We start from the raw sequence: 16112 nt of genomic DNA, 5'->3' as shown, positions 1-16112 counted from the left end.
TTGTTTGCATTTGAACGTCAAGCTCGGACATATCCGGTCACGAGCCGCCGAAACAGAGGATAGACATGAAGTTGATTTGTACAGGTGCCGAACTGGCTGACAACAGCAGTCGCGGATTCGACATCGACAGTCAGAAACTTTTTGCTGTGCGCCGGGGCGGCCAAGTGTACGTCTACATCAATCGCTGCCCGCACCGGGGTGTCGGGCTGGAATGGAAACCCGATCAGTTTCTCGACCCCAGCAACAGCCTGATCCAGTGTGCAACCCACGGCGCACTGTTCCTGATCGAAGACGGCGAATGCGTCGCCGGCCCGTGCGCCGGACAATCCCTCACCCCCGTTGCCTGCCGCGAAGACGAACAAGGTATCTGGATCAACCTTTAACTGTTCAGCAGCACCTCCAGGCGTCGATCGACCACCATCTCTTCATGGGTCAATCGCACGCCATAGGCCATTACCTCGACGCCGCATGCCACCGCCTCTCGCAATGCCACTGCGTAGGCCGAATCGATCTCTTCTGCCGGACGCACCGCTTCAATGCCGGTCAGGTTGACGCAATACAACTGCACCGCGCGAATCCCGTCCCGAGCCAAGTGAGCCAGTTCCCGCAAATGCTTGGCGCCCCGTTGCGTCACTGCATCGGGAAATGCCGCCACCGATGAACCGTCGAAGCCCAGGGTCACGCTTTTGACCTCTACATACGCCGGCCCGCCCGGGTAATCGAGACGGAAATCGATGCGGCTGCTTTCCTGTCCGTAGGCCACTTCGCGTTTCAATTCGGTAAAGCCGTTCAGCTCGGTAATCACCCCCGCCCGCAACGCCTCTTCGATCAACCCGTTGGCGCGCCCGGTGTTCACGCAAAACAACCGGCCTTGCGGGGTTTCGCCGACTTCCCAAGTGCCGGGCAATTTGCGCTTCGGGTCGTCGGAGCGGCTGAACCAGACCTGCCCACCTTCCACCTGGCAATTGAGCATCGAGCCGGTGTTCGGGCAGTGAATTGTCAGCAATTCGCCGCCAACGGTTTCGATATCGGCGAGAAAACGCTTGTAACGACGGATCAGGCGACCTTCTTCGAGGGGAGGATGAAAACGCATCAGCCTTGCCAGCTCCGCAATCCACGTGCGATCCGCTCGACCGCTTCTTCCAGGCGCGGCAGGCTTTGGGTGTAGGCAAAACGCACATGGTGCCCGGCCTGATAACGTCCAAAGTCCAGGCCCGGGGTAATTGCAACATGCTCGGTTTCGAGGAAATGTCGGCAGAATGCGAAGGCATCGCCGCCGAACTTGCTGATATCGGCGTACAAATAAAACGCGCCTTCCGGCTCGACGGCGATCCCGAAGCCCAGTTCTCTTAGGGCCGGCAACAGGAAATCCCGTCGACGACCGAATTCGGCACGACGCTCTTCCAGAATGCTGATCGTGGCCGGCTCGAAGCAGGCCAGTGCGGCGTGCTGGGCCATGCTCGGGGCGCTGATGTAGAGATTTTGCGCAAGTTTTTCCAGCTCGCCGACTGCCGCTTCAGGGGCGACCAGCCATCCCAGCCGCCATCCGGTCATGCCGAAATACTTGGAAAAACTATTAAGGACGAAGGCGCTGTCATCGACTTCCAGCACACTGGCGGCATCGGTGCCATACGTCAGGCCATGGTAGATCTCGTCCACCACCAGATGACCGTGTCGCTCCTTGATCGCAACCGACAAGCCCGCCAGTTCGTCACGGGTCAGGATGGTCCCGGTCGGGTTGGCGGGTGAGGCCACCAAGGCGCCGACGCTGTCTTGATCCCAATGGCGCGCCACCAGGTCCGGCGTCAGCTGATAGCGAACGTCCGGGCCGACCGGCACCAGTTGCGCGGCGCCTTCGACCAACCGCAGGAAATGCCGGTTGCAGGGATAACCCGGGTCCGCCAGCAGCCAATGTTTGCCCGGATCGACGAGCAAGGCGCTGGCCAGTAACAAGGCGCCGGAACCGCCAGGCGTGATGAGGATTCGCTGCGGGTCGATGTTCAACCCGTAACGCTGCTGATAAAAGCCCGAAATGGCCTCACGCAACTCGGGGATACCGCGCGCAGCGGTGTAACGGGTCTTCCCCGCCGTCAGTGCTGCCTGGCCGGCCTGGATGATCGGCTCGGCGGTGGTGAAGTCCGGCTCGCCGATTTCCAGGTGGATCACATCGTGACCCTCGGCTTGCAGTTCATTGGCCCGCGCCAGCAGCGCCATGACATGGAAAGGTTCGATCGCGCGACTGCGGGCACTGTAGGACTGAGCCATTAGCCTTCCTTACAACGGAGAAAAAAATCGATTCTACCCAAGCGTTGGAACGAGCGAGAACCTAAAGCGGTCAGACGCGTTATAACTTGGCCGTAAACGACTCAAGCGTGTACCTCAGGTTTGACTAAAATCAATAATTGATCAGGTCTCCATCGCCGCCAGACAAGGCTTTGCGATCATTTGCAAGCCCTTTGGGCCACTACCTCGACATCCGGGAGTAGCGCGGCCCGATTTGATCTGGTAAGTTCGCCCGCTTGCAGCCGCAGGGCCGGCAGGTGTCGGTGATGGAGCAATCCTGCGCAATGGATTACAAGAGTAGAGGCGGTCCATTTCATGCCCACCCAAGCAAAGCAGCAAAACCAGTCGATCAGCGGCTTCGAACCCTACAAAGAAGTTAAGGGCGAGGAGTACATGGGCAAGCCCATGCGCGCTCACTTCACCAAGATCCTGAATAAGTGGAAACAGGACTTGATGCAGGAAGTCGACCGCACGGTTGATCACATGAAAGACGAAGCGGCCAACTTCCCTGACCCGGCCGACCGTGCCAGCCAGGAAGAAGAGTTCAGCCTTGAACTGCGTGCCCGCGACCGCGAGCGCAAGTTGATCAAGAAGATCGACAAGACGCTGCAGCTGATCGAAGACGAAGAATATGGCTGGTGCGAGTCCTGCGGCGTCGAGATCGGCGTCAAGCGACTGGAAGCCCGCCCTACCGCCGACATGTGCGTTGACTGCAAGACCCTGGCGGAAATCAAGGAAAAGCAAGTCGGCAAGTAATGTCGCCTTGAACGAAGAACGGAGCGTGCGAACGCTCCGTTTTTGTTTCTGATATTTATTGCGTCTTCGGCATTGCCTTCGCGAGCAAGCTTCGCGCCTACAAAGGCTGGCACGATCTTCTGTAGGAGCGAAGCTTGCTCGCGACGGCGGCTTCAAGCCATGCTCGAAACGATTGGACAGCCTGACACCGCCTTATGACCGCCATTGCCTCCCCCACCTACATCGGCCGCTTCGCCCCCACGCCCAGCGGCCACCTGCATTTCGGTTCGCTGGTCGCAGCGCTGGCTTCGTACCTCGACGCGCGTGCGGTGGGCGGTCGCTGGTTGATGCGCATGGAAGACCTCGATCCACCACGGGAAGAACCCGGCGCCCAGGCAGCCATCTTGAAAGCCCTGGAAAGCTACGGTTTCGAGTGGGACGGGGAAGTGGTCCGCCAGAGCGATCGGCATGACGCCTACGCCTTAGTCCTCAATCGCCTGTTCAATCAAGGCCTCGCTTACGCCTGCACCTGCTCGCGCAAGCAATTGGAGCCGTATCACGGCATTTACCCGGGCCTGTGCCGCAACGCCGGCCATGGCACCGAAGATGCCGCGATTCGCTTGCGCGTTCCCGAACTGGAATACCACTTCATCGACAGGGTGCAAGGCGAATATCGCCAGCACCTGGGCCGGGACGTCGGCGATTTCGTGATCCGCCGCCGCGACGGGCTCTACGCCTATCAACTGGCGGTAGTGCTGGACGACGCCTGGCAAGGCATCACCGATATCGTCCGTGGCGCTGACCTGCTCGACTCCACGCCGCGCCAGCTTTACCTGCAAGAACTGCTCGGCCTGCCACAACCGCGTTATCTGCACATCCCGCTGATTACCCAGCCCGATGGCAATAAACTCGGCAAGTCCTACCGCTCACCGCCATTGACCGAAGATCAGGCAACCCCTCTGTTGCTGCGTGCGTTGCGCGCATTGGGGCAAAACCCCGGTGCTGAACTGGTTTACGCCACCCCCCGGGAAGTGCTGGATTGGGGCATCGCCCACTGGGATGCGCTATTAATCCCGCGCACACTGACCCTGCCCGAAGCGCAACTACAGTGATCACACTTGCAGTGGCGCGCCCATCCGTTACCATCGCCGCACGTTTTCGGGCACGCGCATAAAAAAGAGAGGCCGGGATGTACATCTATCGCTTGGTCCTGCTCCTGGTAGTGGGGATTTACCTGTTCTCCCCGGCCATCATGGATTGGTGGATCGACGCCACTGGCGCCTGGTATCGCCCTTATCTGCTCTGGCTGATTCTGATCGTCGTGACCTTCATCCTGCAGAGCCAAAAAGATGCCGATGAGCTTTAGCCTGACCCAGATGATCCTGATCAGCGCCGCGTACCTGGCGGTGCTGTTCGGCGTCGCCTGGATCAGCGAACGGGGCATGATCCCCCGGGCGATCATTCGCCACCCGCTGACCTACACCCTGTCGCTGGGGGTGTACGCCAGTGCCTGGGCGTTTTACGGCACGGTGGGCCTGGCCTATCAGTACGGCTACGGTTTTCTGTCCAGTTACCTCGGGGTCTCCGGGGCGTTTTTGCTGGCGCCGGTGTTGCTGTACCCGATCCTGAAAATCACCCGCACCTATCAACTGTCGTCGCTGGCCGACCTGTTTGCTTTCCGTTTCCGCAGTACGTGGGCCGGGGCGCTGACCACGATTTTCATGTTGATCGGCGTGCTGCCATTGCTGGCGTTGCAGATCCAGGCGGTGGCCGACTCCATCGGCATCCTGACCCGCGAGCCGGTGCAGCATCGCGTGGCCTTGAGCTTTTGCGCGCTGATTACCCTGTTCACGATCTTCTTCGGCTCGCGCCACATCGCCACCCGCGAGAAACATGAAGGCCTGGTGTTCGCGATTGCCTTCGAGTCGGTGATCAAGCTGATCGCCATTGGCGGTGTCGGCCTCTATGCCCTTTATGGCGTGTTCGACGGCCCGCAACAGCTGGAACTGTGGCTACTGCAAAACCAGACCGCCCTCGCTGCCTTGCACACGCCCTTGCAGGAAGGCCCGTGGCGAACGCTGCTGCTGGTGTTCTTCGCCTCGGCGATTGTGATGCCGCACATGTACCACATGACCTTTACCGAGAATCTCAACCCGCGCTCGCTGGTCAGCGCCAGCTGGGGTCTGCCGCTGTTCCTGCTGTTGATGAGCCTGGCGGTGCCGCTGATTCTCTGGGCCGGACTGAAACTCGGCGCCACCACCAACCCTGAATATTTCACCCTGGGCATCGGCATCGCCGCCAACAGCAAAGCCTTGGCGTTGTTGGCGTATGTCGGCGGGTTGTCGGCCGCGAGCGGACTGATCATCGTCACCACCCTGGCGCTGTCCGGGATGGCGCTGAACCATCTGGTGCTGCCGCTCTACCAGCCGCCGGCCGAAGGCAACATCTATCGCTGGTTGAAGTGGACCCGCCGGGCGCTGATCGTTGCGATCATCATGGCCGGTTACGGTTTCTACCTGTTGCTGGGCGCCGAACAGGACCTGGCCAACCTCGGCATCGTCGCGTTTGTGGCCACGCTGCAATTTCTTCCGGGGGTCCTGTCGGTCCTGTATTGGCCGACCGCCAACCGCCGCGGCTTCATCGCCGGTTTGCTGGCGGGGATCCTGGTGTGGCTGGTGACCATGCTGTTGCCGCTGGTCGGCAATCTGCAGGGCTTCTACATTCCGCTGTTGAACATGATCTACGTGCTGGACGACACCAGTTGGCACATGGCCGCGATCGCGTCCCTGGCCGCCAACGTGCTGATGTTCACCCTGATCTCGCTGTTCACCAACGCCAGCCCCGAAGAGGCCAGCGCCGCCGAAGCCTGCGCCGTGGACAACGTGCGTCGCCCGCAACGCCGTGAACTGCACGCCGCCTCGCCTCAGGAATTCGCCACGCAACTGGCTAAGCCTCTGGGCGCCAAGGCCGCACAGAAAGAAGTCGAGCAGGCCCTGCGTGATCTCTATCTGCCATTTGACGAGCGCCGGCCTTATGCCTTGCGCCGTTTGCGCGACCGGATCGAAGCCAACCTCTCCGGCCTGATGGGCCCGAGCGTGGCGCAGGACATGGTCGAGACCTTCCTGCCGTACAAGGCTGGCGGCGAAAACTACGTCACCGAAGACATCCACTTCATCGAAAGCCGTCTCGAGGACTACCACTCCCGCCTCACCGGCCTTGCCGCCGAACTCGATGCCCTGCGCCGCTATCACCGCCAGACCCTGCAGGAATTGCCGATGGGCGTTTGCTCGCTGGCCAAGGATCAGGAAATCCTCATGTGGAACAAAGCCATGGAGGAGCTGACCGGGATTGCCGCGCAGCGTGTGGTCGGTTCGCGCCTGAGCACCATCGCCGATCCGTGGAAAGAACTGCTGCAAGGCTTCATCAATCTGCCGGACGAGCATTTGCACAAACAGCACCTGGCCCTTGATGGCCAGACCCGCTGGCTGAACCTGCACAAAGCGGCCATTGATGAACCGCTCGCACCGGGTAACAGTGGCCTGGTGTTGCTGGTGGAAGATCTGACCGAAACCCAGATGCTCGAAGACAAACTGGTGCACTCCGAGCGCCTGGCCAGCATCGGGCGACTCGCGGCGGGTGTGGCCCATGAAATCGGCAACCCGATCACCGGCATCGCGTGCCTGGCGCAGAACCTGCGCGAAGAACGCGAAGACGATGGCGAACTGAAGGAAATCAGCGGCCAGATCCTCGAACAGACCAAACGCGTGTCGCGCATCGTCCAGTCGCTGATGAGCTTCGCCCACGCCGGCAGTCACCAGCACAGCGACGAGCCCGTCTGTCTGGCTGAAGTGGCTCAGGATGCCATCGGTTTGCTGGCCCTGAACCGACGCAATTTCGAAGTGCAGTTCTATAACCTGTGCGACCCCGATCATTGGGTCGAAGGCGATCCGCAACGCCTCGCCCAGGTATTGATCAACCTGCTCTCAAACGCCCGTGACGCCTCGCCTCCCGGCAGCGCGGTGCGGGTCAAGAGCGAAGCCGGCGAACACACGGTCGATCTGATCGTGGAAGACGAAGGCAGCGGTATTCCGAAGAACATCATGGACCGATTGTTCGAACCTTTCTTCACCACCAAGGATCCTGGCGAAGGCACCGGTCTGGGCCTTGCACTGGTCTATTCCATCGTTGAAGAGCATTATGGACAAATCACCATCGACAGCCCGGCTGATGTACAAAGCCAACGCGGCACCCGTATTCGGGTGACCTTGCCGCGTCATGTCGAAGCGACGTCCGCTGTGAACTGAGACCGTCGAGAGTATCGAATCAATGCCGCACATTTTGATCGTCGAAGACGAAACAATTATCCGCTCCGCCTTGCGCCGCCTGCTGGAACGTAACCAGTACCAGGTCAGCGAAGCCGGTTCAGTGCAGGAAGCACAAGAACGCTTCACCATTCCCACGTTCGACCTGATCGTCAGCGACTTGCGTCTGCCGGGCGCTCCGGGCACCGAGTTGATCAAACTCGGCCAGGGCACTCCGGTGCTGATCATGACCAGCTACGCCAGCCTGCGTTCGGCCGTCGACTCGATGAAGATGGGCGCGGTCGATTACATCGCCAAGCCTTTCGATCACGACGAAATGCTCCAGGCTGTCGCCCGTATCCTGCGTGACCGCCAATCGCTGCCGGCCGGCGGTGAACCTGCCACCGGCAAAGCGGCCAATGGCGCGGCGAAACCGGGTGTTGATAACAGCAACGGCGAAATCGGCATCATCGGTTCGTGCCCGCCGATGCAGGACCTGTACAGCAAGATCCGCAAAGTCGCGCCGACCGATTCCAATGTCCTGATCCAGGGTGAATCCGGTACCGGTAAAGAACTGGTGGCCCGCGCCCTGCACAACCTGTCCAAACGCGCCAAGGCACCGATGATTTCGGTGAACTGTGCAGCCATCCCGGAAAGCCTGATCGAGTCCGAACTGTTCGGCCACGAAAAAGGCGCGTTCACTGGCGCCAGCGCCGGGCGTGCCGGTCTGGTGGAAGCGGCGGACGGCGGCACCTTGTTCCTCGACGAAATCGGCGAACTGCCACTGGAAGCCCAGGCCCGCTTGCTGCGCGTGTTGCAGGAAGGCGAAATCCGCCGGGTCGGTTCGGTCCAGTCACAGAAAGTCGATGTGCGCCTGATCGCCGCGACTCACCGGGACCTCAAGAGCCTGGCGAAGATCGGTCAGTTCCGTGAAGACTTGTATTACCGCCTCCATGTGATCGCCCTGAAATTGCCGGCACTGCGCGAGCGCGGTGCCGACGTCAACGAGATCGCCAATGCCTTCCTGGCGCGACAGAGCGCGCGGGTCAACCGCACCGACCTGAAATTCGCGGCGGATGCCGAACAGGCGATCCGTCATTACTCCTGGCCGGGTAACGTTCGTGAACTGGAAAACGCGGTAGAGCGCGCCGTCATCCTGTGCGAGAGCCCGGAGATTTCCGCCGAGCTGCTGGGGATCGACATCGAACTGAGCGACCTGGAAGACGACGACTTCATTGGTCTGCCGCCGCAACAGGGCAACGGCGCCAGCAACAACAATCATGAGCCGACCGAAGACCTGTCGCTGGAAGACTACTTCCAGCACTTCGTGCTTGAGCACCAGGACCACATGACGGAAACCGAGCTGGCCCGCAAACTCGGGGTGAGTCGCAAGTGCCTGTGGGAACGTCGTCAGCGCCTGGGTATCCCGCGGCGCAAGACCGGGGTTGCCAGCGAGAGCTGAACCGCGCCTGTCTGATGTGCGGGTAACACATGACTTTGTGAAAAAACTGTTACCTCAGTCGTTTCACGTAACAGAAGCCGGGGCTTACGGTAACGAAGTCCCGGCTTTTTTTCGGCCTCGAAAACCCTGCCAGCCCGCCTAACCCCTTGTTTTGCTGGACCTCACAAAAGTTGGCACGCACCCTGCTATATGTTTAGTACAAGAACAATAACAAGCAATGCACAAGACAATAAAAATAAGACAAATCGACTCACGCACAATAAAAACAAGACGGCGAGAGGCGCAGCTAACTGATTCTTTTGGAGAGGCGTTGTATTTGGGGCTTGCCCCACGACCAGGCCGAGAATAATAAAAAACTGTCCCAAGACAGTGCCTGAACTGGTTGGATCGAACGATCACTGCAGCACAGCGACCAAAGCAATCCGTTTGCTCTTGGCTCCCGATTGGGAGGGCCATGAAGGAAACACTTCATGGCGAGGGCACTTAATAAAAACAAAAAGCCCGACTCAAAAATAAAAATAGAGCATGCAACTACTTTCTTGGGGAGCTTCGGCTCCCCTTGTAGTTTCTACGATTCGAAAAACCTACCCAAATCTGCTTTGTTCTCCGCTTGAAGCCTGCGGCTTACAGCTCATATCTGCTGTGTCCTACACCATCCCCTGACTAAATGCTAGAATCCCCGCCCATCATGCGGTCATTCTTCGTTATGGCCGAACATTCCTTCAAACAGTGCATCCCATGCTGAAGAAGTTGTTCCAGTCATTCCGTTCTCCCAAGCGTCATACGCAACACATTCGCAGTACGCCTGAAGTGCTCAACAGCGGCCAACATTCGCTGCAAAAGGCCCAATTCAGCCGTTACGCGGTGAACATCGTCGAACGCCTGCAGAACGCCGGTTACCAGGCCTACCTGGTCGGCGGCTGTGTGCGTGACATGCTCCTTGGCATCACGCCAAAAGATTTCGACGTCGCCACCAGTGCCACGCCTGAGCAGGTGCGGGCCGAATTCCGCAACGCGCGGATCATCGGTCGCCGCTTCAAGCTGGTGCATATCCACTTTGGCCGCGAAATCATCGAAGTCGCGACCTTCCGCGCCAATCACCCGCAAAACGACGAGGAAGAGGACAGCAACCAGTCTTCCCGTAACGAGAGCGGGCGCATCCTGCGCGACAACGTCTACGGCACGCTGGAAGAAGACGCGCAACGCCGCGACTTCACCATCAACGCCTTGTATTACGACCCGGTCAGCGAGCGCATTCTCGATTACGCCAATGGCGTACACGACATCCGCAATCACCTGATCCGCCTGATCGGCGACCCGAAGCAACGCTACCAGGAAGACCCGGTACGGATGCTGCGGGCCGTGCGTTTCGCCGCCAAGCTGAATTTCGGCATCGAAAAACACAGCGCCCTGCCGATCCGCGACCTGGCGCCGATGCTGCGCGAGATCCCATCAGCCCGTCTGTTCGAAGAAGTGCTCAAGCTGTTCCTCTCCGGCCATGCCGCGGACACCTTCGAGATGCTGGTCGACCTGCAGTTGTTCGATCCGCTGTTCCCGGCCAGTGCCGAGGCGCTGGAATACAACCCGACGTACACCCACACCTTGATCAGCGAAGCGTTGATCAACACCGACCTGCGGATCAAACAGAACAAACCGGTGACCCCGGCGTTCCTGTTTGCAGCCCTGCTGTGGCCTGCCCTGCCGGCCCGCGTCCTGCGCCTGCAAGAACGGGGCATGCCACCGATTCCGGCGATGCAGGAAGCCGCTCACGAGCTGATTGCCGAGCAGTGCCAGCGGATCGCGATTCCGAAACGCTTCACCATGCCGATCCGCGAGATCTGGGACATGCAGGAGCGGCTTCCTCGCCGCAGCGGCAAGCGTGCCGACCTGTTGCTGGACAACCCGCGGTTCCGTGCCGGTTACGACTTCCTGCTGCTGCGAGAAAGCGCTGGCGAGCAGACCGATGGCCTGGGCGAATGGTGGACCGACTATCAGGACGCCAATGACAGTGAGCGTCGGGACATGATCCGCGACCTCAGCGGCAAGGATGAAGGCACCGGCGCACCACGCAAACGGCGTCGCAGCGGTGGCGCCAAGCGCAAACGCGCGGCCGGCGCACCGAGTGCTACGGGCGAGTAATCCATGGAACGCATCTACATCGGCATGGGCAGCAATCTGGCTGACCCCGCCGAACAATTGCGCAGCGCCGTCGAGGCGCTGGCGCAGTTGCCGCAAACCCAACTGGTCAGGGTGTCCGGGTTTTATCAAAGCGACTCGCTTCTGCCCGGCCAGCCGCGTTACACCAACGCGGTCGCCGCCCTCGACAGCACGCTCCCGCCACTGGACCTGCTTGATGCGCTGCAAGCCATCGAGAACGGACAAGGCCGCGAGCGTCTTGAGCGTTGGGGTCCACGAACGCTGGACCTCGACATCGTGCTGTTTGGCGACAGGCTGATCGACGAACCGCGCCTCAAGGTGCCGCACTACCATATGCAGGAGCGGGCCTTCGTTCTGTATCCGCTGGCCGAACTGGCGCCTGCGGATTTGCGTCTGGCCGATGGCCGCAGCCTGAAGGCATTACTCGCAGCCTGTCCGTTCGTCGGCCTGGAACGCCTCCCTCCGAATTAATGCAAATCCCCTGTGGGAGTGAGCCTGCTCGCGATAGCGACTTAACATTCACCGAAGATGTTGACTGTCAGGACGCAATCGCGAGCAGGCTCACTCCCACATTGGTTTTTGTGTTGAACATAGAATCCGCTGCTGAATCGCATCAGTTACCCCGGTAACACCCCCCGCGTAACAATGCGGTAACACATGCAATTGACTTCCCGAGTTCTCCTCACGACTATAGGCGTCCCGCTGCCGCCAACACGGCGTTGAAGGGCGCAATCCAGGCCTTAAAAGCACGACATCAGAGCGTGCGCCTGTATTTAACGAAGAATCACGCGCGTTACTCGCAGTAGTTTCCAAGCGCCTGAATGAGGAACTTTTCATGCCAGCCATCACCCTGACCACTCTGCAAGGTTTGAAGCAAAAAGGTGAAAAAATCACCATGCTGACCTGCTATGACGCGACCTTCGCCCACGCCTGCAATCAGGCTGGCGTCGAAGTGCTGCTGGTGGGCGACTCCCTCGGCATGGTTTTGCAAGGTCACGACAGCACCCTGCCGGTGACCACCGCGGAAATGGCTTACCACGTGGCAGCCGTCAAACGCGGCAACGCCGATGCGCTGATCCTCGCCGACCTGCCGTTCATGGCCTACGCCACCACCGAACAAGCCATGAGCAACAGCGCCCTGTTGATGCAGGCCGGTGCGCACATGGTCAAGGTTGAAGGCGCATTGTGGCTCGCCGACTCGATCCGCCTGCTGGCCGAACGAGGCATCCCTGTGTGCGCGCACATGGGCCTGACACCGCAATCGGTGAACATGCTGGGCGGTTACAAAGTCCAGGGCCGCAGCGAGAACCAGGCGCGACAGATGCGCGCCGACGCGATCGCGCTGGAACAGGCCGGTGCCGCCATGCTGTTGCTTGAGTGCGTACCGAGCGAATTGGCCCAGGAAATTACCCAGGCAGTGGGCATTCCGGTGATCGGTATCGGTGCCGGCAGTGACACCGATGGCCAGGTCCTGGTCCTGCACGACATGCTCGGCCTGTCCATTACCGGTCGCGTACCTAAATTCGTAAAGAACTTCATGAACGGCCAGACCAGCATTCACGCAGCTCTGAGCGCCTACGTCAGTGAAGTCAAAGCCGCCTCTTTCCCTGGGATCGAACACGGATTCTCTGCATGAACACCGTAAAAACAGTACGCGAACTCCGGGCCGCCGTGGCCCGCGCCCGCAGCGAAGGCAAGCGCATCGGCTTCGTGCCGACCATGGGCAACCTGCACAGCGGTCATGTCGCGCTGATTACCAAAGCGACCCAACGGGCGGATTTCGTAGTCGCCAGCATTTTCGTCAACCCGTTGCAATTCGGCGCCGGCGAAGACCTCGACAAGTACCCGCGGACCCTGGCGGCTGACCAGGAGAAACTGCTCCAGGCCGGTTGCCACTTGCTGTTCGCGCCCACCGTCGAAGAAATGTACCCCGACGGCATGGCCGGCCAGACCCGCGTCAGCGTCCCGCAACTCTCCGAAGGCCTGTGCGGCGCCAGCCGTCCCGGGCATTTCGAAGGTGTCGCGACGGTCGTCAGCAAGCTGTTCAACATGGTCCAGCCGGACCTGGCGGTCTTCGGCCAGAAAGATTTCCAGCAACTGGCGGTGATCAAATCCCTGGTCCATGACCTGAACATGCCAGTGCAGATCATTGGCGAACCGACCGTTCGGGCAGCCGATGGCCTGGCGCTGTCGTCGCGCAATGGTTTCCTCAACGAAGAGCAGCGCGCCATTGCGCCGGTGGTGTATCGCGGCCTGTGCCAGATTGCCGAGGCGATCAAACAGGGCGAGCGGGATTTCCCGGCGCTGATCGACGCACAGATCAAGCAGCTTGAAGCAGCCGGGTTGCGCCCCGATTACCTGGAGATTCGTCACGCGCAAACCTTGCGCCCAGCGACTCCGGAAGATCGGGACCTGGTGATATTGGTTGCGGCGTTCCTGGGCACCACACGGTTGATCGACAACCTGCACCTGAACCTCGACGCCCCCGCCTAAGCACCGCCCCCCATGTAGGAGCGAAGCTTGCTCGCGAAGAGGCTGTCACATTCGACATTTGTGTCGACTGATACGCCGCGTTCGCGAGCAAGCTTCGCTCCGACAGAAAATTGCGTGGCTTCGCTCCCTTATTGCTGCCTTTTATGCCTTCGGGCAAACTGCCCGCCGTTCGATTCCGACCTGGGAAAACACTCATGCACGCCATCATGCTCAAAGCCAAGCTGCATCGCGCCGAAGTCACTCACGCCGTACTCGATTACGAAGGTTCCTGCGCCATCGACGGCGAATGGCTGGACTTGTCCGGCATCCGTGAGTACGAACAGATCCAGATTTATAACGTCGACAACGGCGAACGCTTCACCACCTACGCGATTCGTGGCGAAGAAGGCTCGCGGATGATCTCGGTCAACGGTGCTGCCGCGCACAAGGCCAAGGTCGGTGACCGTGTGATCATCTGCGCCTACGCCCATTACAGCGAAGCCGAGCTGCTCAACTTCAAACCGCGCATGCTTTACATGGCGCCTGGCAATGAACTGAGCCACACCAGCAATGCCATTCCGGTTCAGGTCGCCTGATCGAACCGACGCCCCCTCCCGTTTGTCGAACCGTTCCCTGCTTTGTGTATAAAAAAGTACCGGGAACGTGTTAGACAAAGTCAAGACAGATCGCAGCGCGAGGTTTACTGTATTCGCCCTGTGTCATTGAAATCGTGTCGACGCAGTTGACCGGACGCCTGCCTACGGCGCGCCGGGATTTTCAGTGTTCAAAAAAGCCGTTCAAGTAAAAAGGAAACCCGCAGCGATGGCGTACTACCGCACTCCTCACGACGTGACCGCTCTGCCCGCCTGGCAAGCGTTGAATGACCACCGCCAAGCCATGCAGGATTTCAGCATGCGCGAGGCCTTCAATGCCGATCCGCAGCGTTTTACTCAATTCACCCTCAGCAGCTGCGGCCTGTTTCTCGATTACTCGAAGAACCTGATCAACGCCGAGACCCGCAATCTGCTGGTGGGCCTGGCCAATGAAGTCGACCTCAAGGGCGCGATCAAATCGCTGTTCGACGGCGAAATCGTCAACTCGTCGGAAGGTCGTCCAGCCCTGCACACCGCACTGCGTCGCCCGGTTGGCGACAAGCTGTCGGTGAATGGCGTCAACGTGATGCCAGAAGTGCACAAAGTGCTGAACCAGATCACCGACCTCGTCGGCCGCATCCATGACGGTCTGTGGCGTGGCTACACCGAGAAGCCGATCACTGACGTGGTGAACATCGGCATCGGTGGCTCGTTCCTCGGCCCTGAGCTGGTGTCTGAAGCGCTGCTGTCCTACGCCCAGAAAGGCGTGCGTTGCCATTACCTGGCGAACATCGATGGCAGTGAGTTCCATGAACTGACCATGAAGCTGCGCGCTGAAACCACGCTGTTCATCGTGTCGTCGAAATCCTTCAACACCCTCGAAACCCTGAAAAATGCCCAGGCCGCTCGTGCCTGGTACCTGGCTCAGGGCGGTTCGGAAGCCGAGCTGTATCGTCACTTCATCGCCGTATCCAGTAACAACGCGGCGGCCGTGGCGTTCGGTATCCGCGAAGAAAACATCTTCCCGATGTGGGACTGGGTCGGCGGCCGTTACTCGCTGTGGTCGGCCATCGGCTTGCCAATCGCGCTGGCCATCGGCATGTCGAACTTCAAGGAACTGCTCTCCGGTGCCTACACCATGGACCAGCATTTCCAGAGCGCGCCATTCGAACAGAACATGCCGGTGCTGCTGGCGTTGCTCGGCGTGTGGTACGGCAACTTCTGGGGTGCGCAAAGCCACGCGATCCTGCCTTACGACCACTACCTGCGCAACATCACCAAGCACTTGCAACAGCTGGACATGGAATCCAACGGCAAGAGCGTGCGCCAGGACGGTACGCCAGTGTCCACCGATACCGGCCCGGTGATCTGGGGTGGCGTGGGTTGCAACGGTCAGCACGCGTATCACCAGTTGCTGCACCAAGGCACCCAACTGATTCCGGCCGACTTCATTGTGCCGATTGTCAGCTTCAACCCGGTCTCCGACCACCACCAGTGGCTGTACGCCAACTGCCTGTCGCAAAGCCAGGCGCTGATGCTCGGCAAGACCCTTGTCGAAGCCGAAGCCGAACTGCGTGACAAAGGCATGAGCGAAGAAGACGTGCATAAAATCGCGCCGCACAAGGTGATCCCGGGCAACCGTCCGAGCAACACCCTCGTGGTCGAGCGCATCAGCCCCCGTCGTCTCGGTGCGCTGGTGGCGATGTACGAACACAAAGTCTTCGTGCAAAGCGTGGTCTGGGGCATCAATGCCTTCGACCAGTGGGGCGTGGAGCTGGGCAAGGAGCTGGGCAAAGGCGTCTACAACCGCCTGGTCGGCAGCGAAGAAACCCCGGCTGACGATGCTTCCACCCAAGGCCTGATCAACTACTTCCGCGGTCGTCACCGCGGTTGATCTGGCGCCTGCCCACAGGGTTTGTGCCAAACACAAATGCTGTGGGCAACACCAATCCCTGTAGGAGTGAGCCTGCTCGCGATAGCGGTTTTTCATTCAACATCGATGTTGACTGACCCACCGCTATCGCGAGCAGGCTCACTCCTACAGTTGTTTTGTGTCTGGCTTGAACCCTTTCGCTACTCGGCGCATCTTTATTACTTGTCGCAAAACAA

General features: G+C 59.9%; 14 protein-coding genes. 12 read left to right on the top strand and 2 right to left on the bottom strand.

The window, feature by feature from the left end; genetic code table 11:
* Positions 1 to 65: 65 nt before the first annotated feature.
* Positions 66 to 383 carry a Rieske (2Fe-2S) protein gene (locus AB4N91_RS01350; RefSeq protein ID WP_102595139.1) on the top strand — a complete coding sequence of 106 codons (318 nt, stop codon included), beginning with the start codon at positions 66 to 68 and terminating at the stop codon, positions 381 to 383.
* Here AB4N91_RS01350 and sfsA read toward each other — a convergent pair.
* Positions 380 to 1093 (bottom strand): DNA/RNA nuclease SfsA, encoded by a 714-nt coding sequence (gene sfsA, locus AB4N91_RS01345; RefSeq protein ID WP_010467613.1) that lies wholly within the window; start codon positions 1091 to 1093, stop codon positions 380 to 382. The two genes, AB4N91_RS01350 and sfsA, sit on opposite strands and share 4 nt — an antisense overlap.
* Complete coding sequence (locus AB4N91_RS01340; protein ID WP_010467611.1) at positions 1093 to 2265, bottom strand: pyridoxal phosphate-dependent aminotransferase; 1173 nt, start codon at positions 2263 to 2265, stop codon at positions 1093 to 1095. Before AB4N91_RS01340 ends, sfsA begins: the two co-directional genes overlap by 1 nt.
* 333 nt (positions 2266 to 2598) lie before the next feature.
* Between AB4N91_RS01340 and dksA the strand changes: the two genes are divergently transcribed.
* The 11 genes from dksA (at position 2599) to pgi (ending at position 15897) form a co-directional block, all read left to right on the top strand.
* Positions 2599 to 3039, top strand: coding sequence for an RNA polymerase-binding protein DksA (gene dksA / locus AB4N91_RS01335; protein ID WP_007902025.1), 441 nt, complete (start codon positions 2599 to 2601; stop codon positions 3037 to 3039).
* 194 nt (positions 3040 to 3233) lie between these two features.
* Positions 3234 to 4130, top strand: coding sequence for a tRNA glutamyl-Q(34) synthetase GluQRS (gluQRS, locus tag AB4N91_RS01330; RefSeq protein WP_145308748.1), 897 nt, complete (start codon positions 3234 to 3236; stop codon positions 4128 to 4130).
* 77 nt (positions 4131 to 4207) lie between these two features.
* Complete coding sequence (locus tag AB4N91_RS01325; RefSeq protein ID WP_003176118.1) at positions 4208 to 4384, top strand: hypothetical protein; 177 nt, start codon at positions 4208 to 4210, stop codon at positions 4382 to 4384.
* Complete coding sequence (locus AB4N91_RS01320) at positions 4368 to 7322, top strand: sensor histidine kinase (protein WP_031319123.1); 2955 nt, start codon at positions 4368 to 4370, stop codon at positions 7320 to 7322. Before AB4N91_RS01325 ends, AB4N91_RS01320 begins: the two co-directional genes overlap by 17 nt.
* 22 nt (positions 7323 to 7344) lie before the next feature.
* On the top strand, positions 7345 to 8781 hold the full coding sequence (locus AB4N91_RS01315) for a sigma-54-dependent transcriptional regulator (RefSeq protein ID WP_010467604.1): 1437 nt from the start codon (positions 7345 to 7347) through the stop codon (positions 8779 to 8781).
* A gap of 738 nt (positions 8782 to 9519) precedes the next feature.
* Entirely contained in the window at positions 9520 to 10920 is a 1401-nt protein-coding gene (locus AB4N91_RS01310; protein WP_010467601.1) for a polynucleotide adenylyltransferase PcnB, read from the top strand.
* Between the two features lie 3 nt (positions 10921 to 10923).
* Positions 10924 to 11409 carry a 2-amino-4-hydroxy-6-hydroxymethyldihydropteridine diphosphokinase gene (gene folK, locus AB4N91_RS01305; protein ID WP_010467599.1) on the top strand — a complete coding sequence of 162 codons (486 nt, stop codon included), beginning with the start codon at positions 10924 to 10926 and terminating at the stop codon, positions 11407 to 11409.
* A gap of 364 nt (positions 11410 to 11773) precedes the next feature.
* On the top strand, positions 11774 to 12574 hold the full coding sequence (gene panB, locus AB4N91_RS01300; RefSeq protein WP_010467597.1) for a 3-methyl-2-oxobutanoate hydroxymethyltransferase: 801 nt from the start codon (positions 11774 to 11776) through the stop codon (positions 12572 to 12574).
* A complete protein-coding gene (gene panC, locus AB4N91_RS01295) occupies positions 12571 to 13431 on the top strand; it encodes a pantoate--beta-alanine ligase (RefSeq protein WP_460112037.1) in 861 nt (286 codons plus the stop codon). Before panB ends, panC begins: the two co-directional genes overlap by 4 nt.
* Positions 13432 to 13625: 194 nt before the next feature.
* The gene (gene panD, locus AB4N91_RS01290; protein WP_003228271.1) at positions 13626 to 14006 is read left to right on the top strand and encodes an aspartate 1-decarboxylase; all 381 of its coding nucleotides are present in this window, start codon (positions 13626 to 13628) and stop codon (positions 14004 to 14006) included.
* 226 nt (positions 14007 to 14232) lie between these two features.
* Entirely contained in the window at positions 14233 to 15897 is a 1665-nt protein-coding gene (pgi, locus tag AB4N91_RS01285) for a glucose-6-phosphate isomerase (RefSeq protein ID WP_200667024.1), read from the top strand.
* The last annotated feature ends 215 nt before the right edge of the window (positions 15898 to 16112 follow it).

The organism is Pseudomonas sp. H3_D04, from assembly GCF_054669175.1.
This window is presented reverse-complemented; position numbering and strand designations above follow the sequence as displayed.

Excerpts from the sequence above, each read along its gene's own strand:
- AB4N91_RS01350 (WP_102595139.1), top strand. The coding sequence starts at position 66 with ATGAAGTTGATTTGTACAGGTGCCGAACTGGCTGACAACAGCAGTCGC.
- sfsA (WP_010467613.1), bottom strand. The coding sequence starts at position 1,093 with ATGCGTTTTCATCCTCCCCTCGAAGAAGGTCGCCTGATCCGTCGTTAC.
- AB4N91_RS01340 (WP_010467611.1), bottom strand. The coding sequence starts at position 2,265 with ATGGCTCAGTCCTACAGTGCCCGCAGTCGCGCGATCGAACCTTTCCAT.
- dksA (WP_007902025.1), top strand. The coding sequence starts at position 2,599 with ATGCCCACCCAAGCAAAGCAGCAAAACCAGTCGATCAGCGGCTTCGAA.
- gluQRS (WP_145308748.1), top strand. The coding sequence starts at position 3,234 with ATGACCGCCATTGCCTCCCCCACCTACATCGGCCGCTTCGCCCCCACG.
- AB4N91_RS01325 (WP_003176118.1), top strand. The coding sequence starts at position 4,208 with ATGTACATCTATCGCTTGGTCCTGCTCCTGGTAGTGGGGATTTACCTG.
- AB4N91_RS01320 (WP_031319123.1), top strand. The coding sequence starts at position 4,368 with ATGCCGATGAGCTTTAGCCTGACCCAGATGATCCTGATCAGCGCCGCG.
- AB4N91_RS01315 (WP_010467604.1), top strand. The coding sequence starts at position 7,345 with ATGCCGCACATTTTGATCGTCGAAGACGAAACAATTATCCGCTCCGCC.
- AB4N91_RS01310 (WP_010467601.1), top strand. The coding sequence starts at position 9,520 with ATGCTGAAGAAGTTGTTCCAGTCATTCCGTTCTCCCAAGCGTCATACG.
- folK (WP_010467599.1), top strand. The coding sequence starts at position 10,924 with ATGGAACGCATCTACATCGGCATGGGCAGCAATCTGGCTGACCCCGCC.
- panB (WP_010467597.1), top strand. The coding sequence starts at position 11,774 with ATGCCAGCCATCACCCTGACCACTCTGCAAGGTTTGAAGCAAAAAGGT.
- panC (WP_460112037.1), top strand. The coding sequence starts at position 12,571 with ATGAACACCGTAAAAACAGTACGCGAACTCCGGGCCGCCGTGGCCCGC.
- panD (WP_003228271.1), top strand. The coding sequence starts at position 13,626 with ATGCACGCCATCATGCTCAAAGCCAAGCTGCATCGCGCCGAAGTCACT.
- pgi (WP_200667024.1), top strand. The coding sequence starts at position 14,233 with ATGGCGTACTACCGCACTCCTCACGACGTGACCGCTCTGCCCGCCTGG.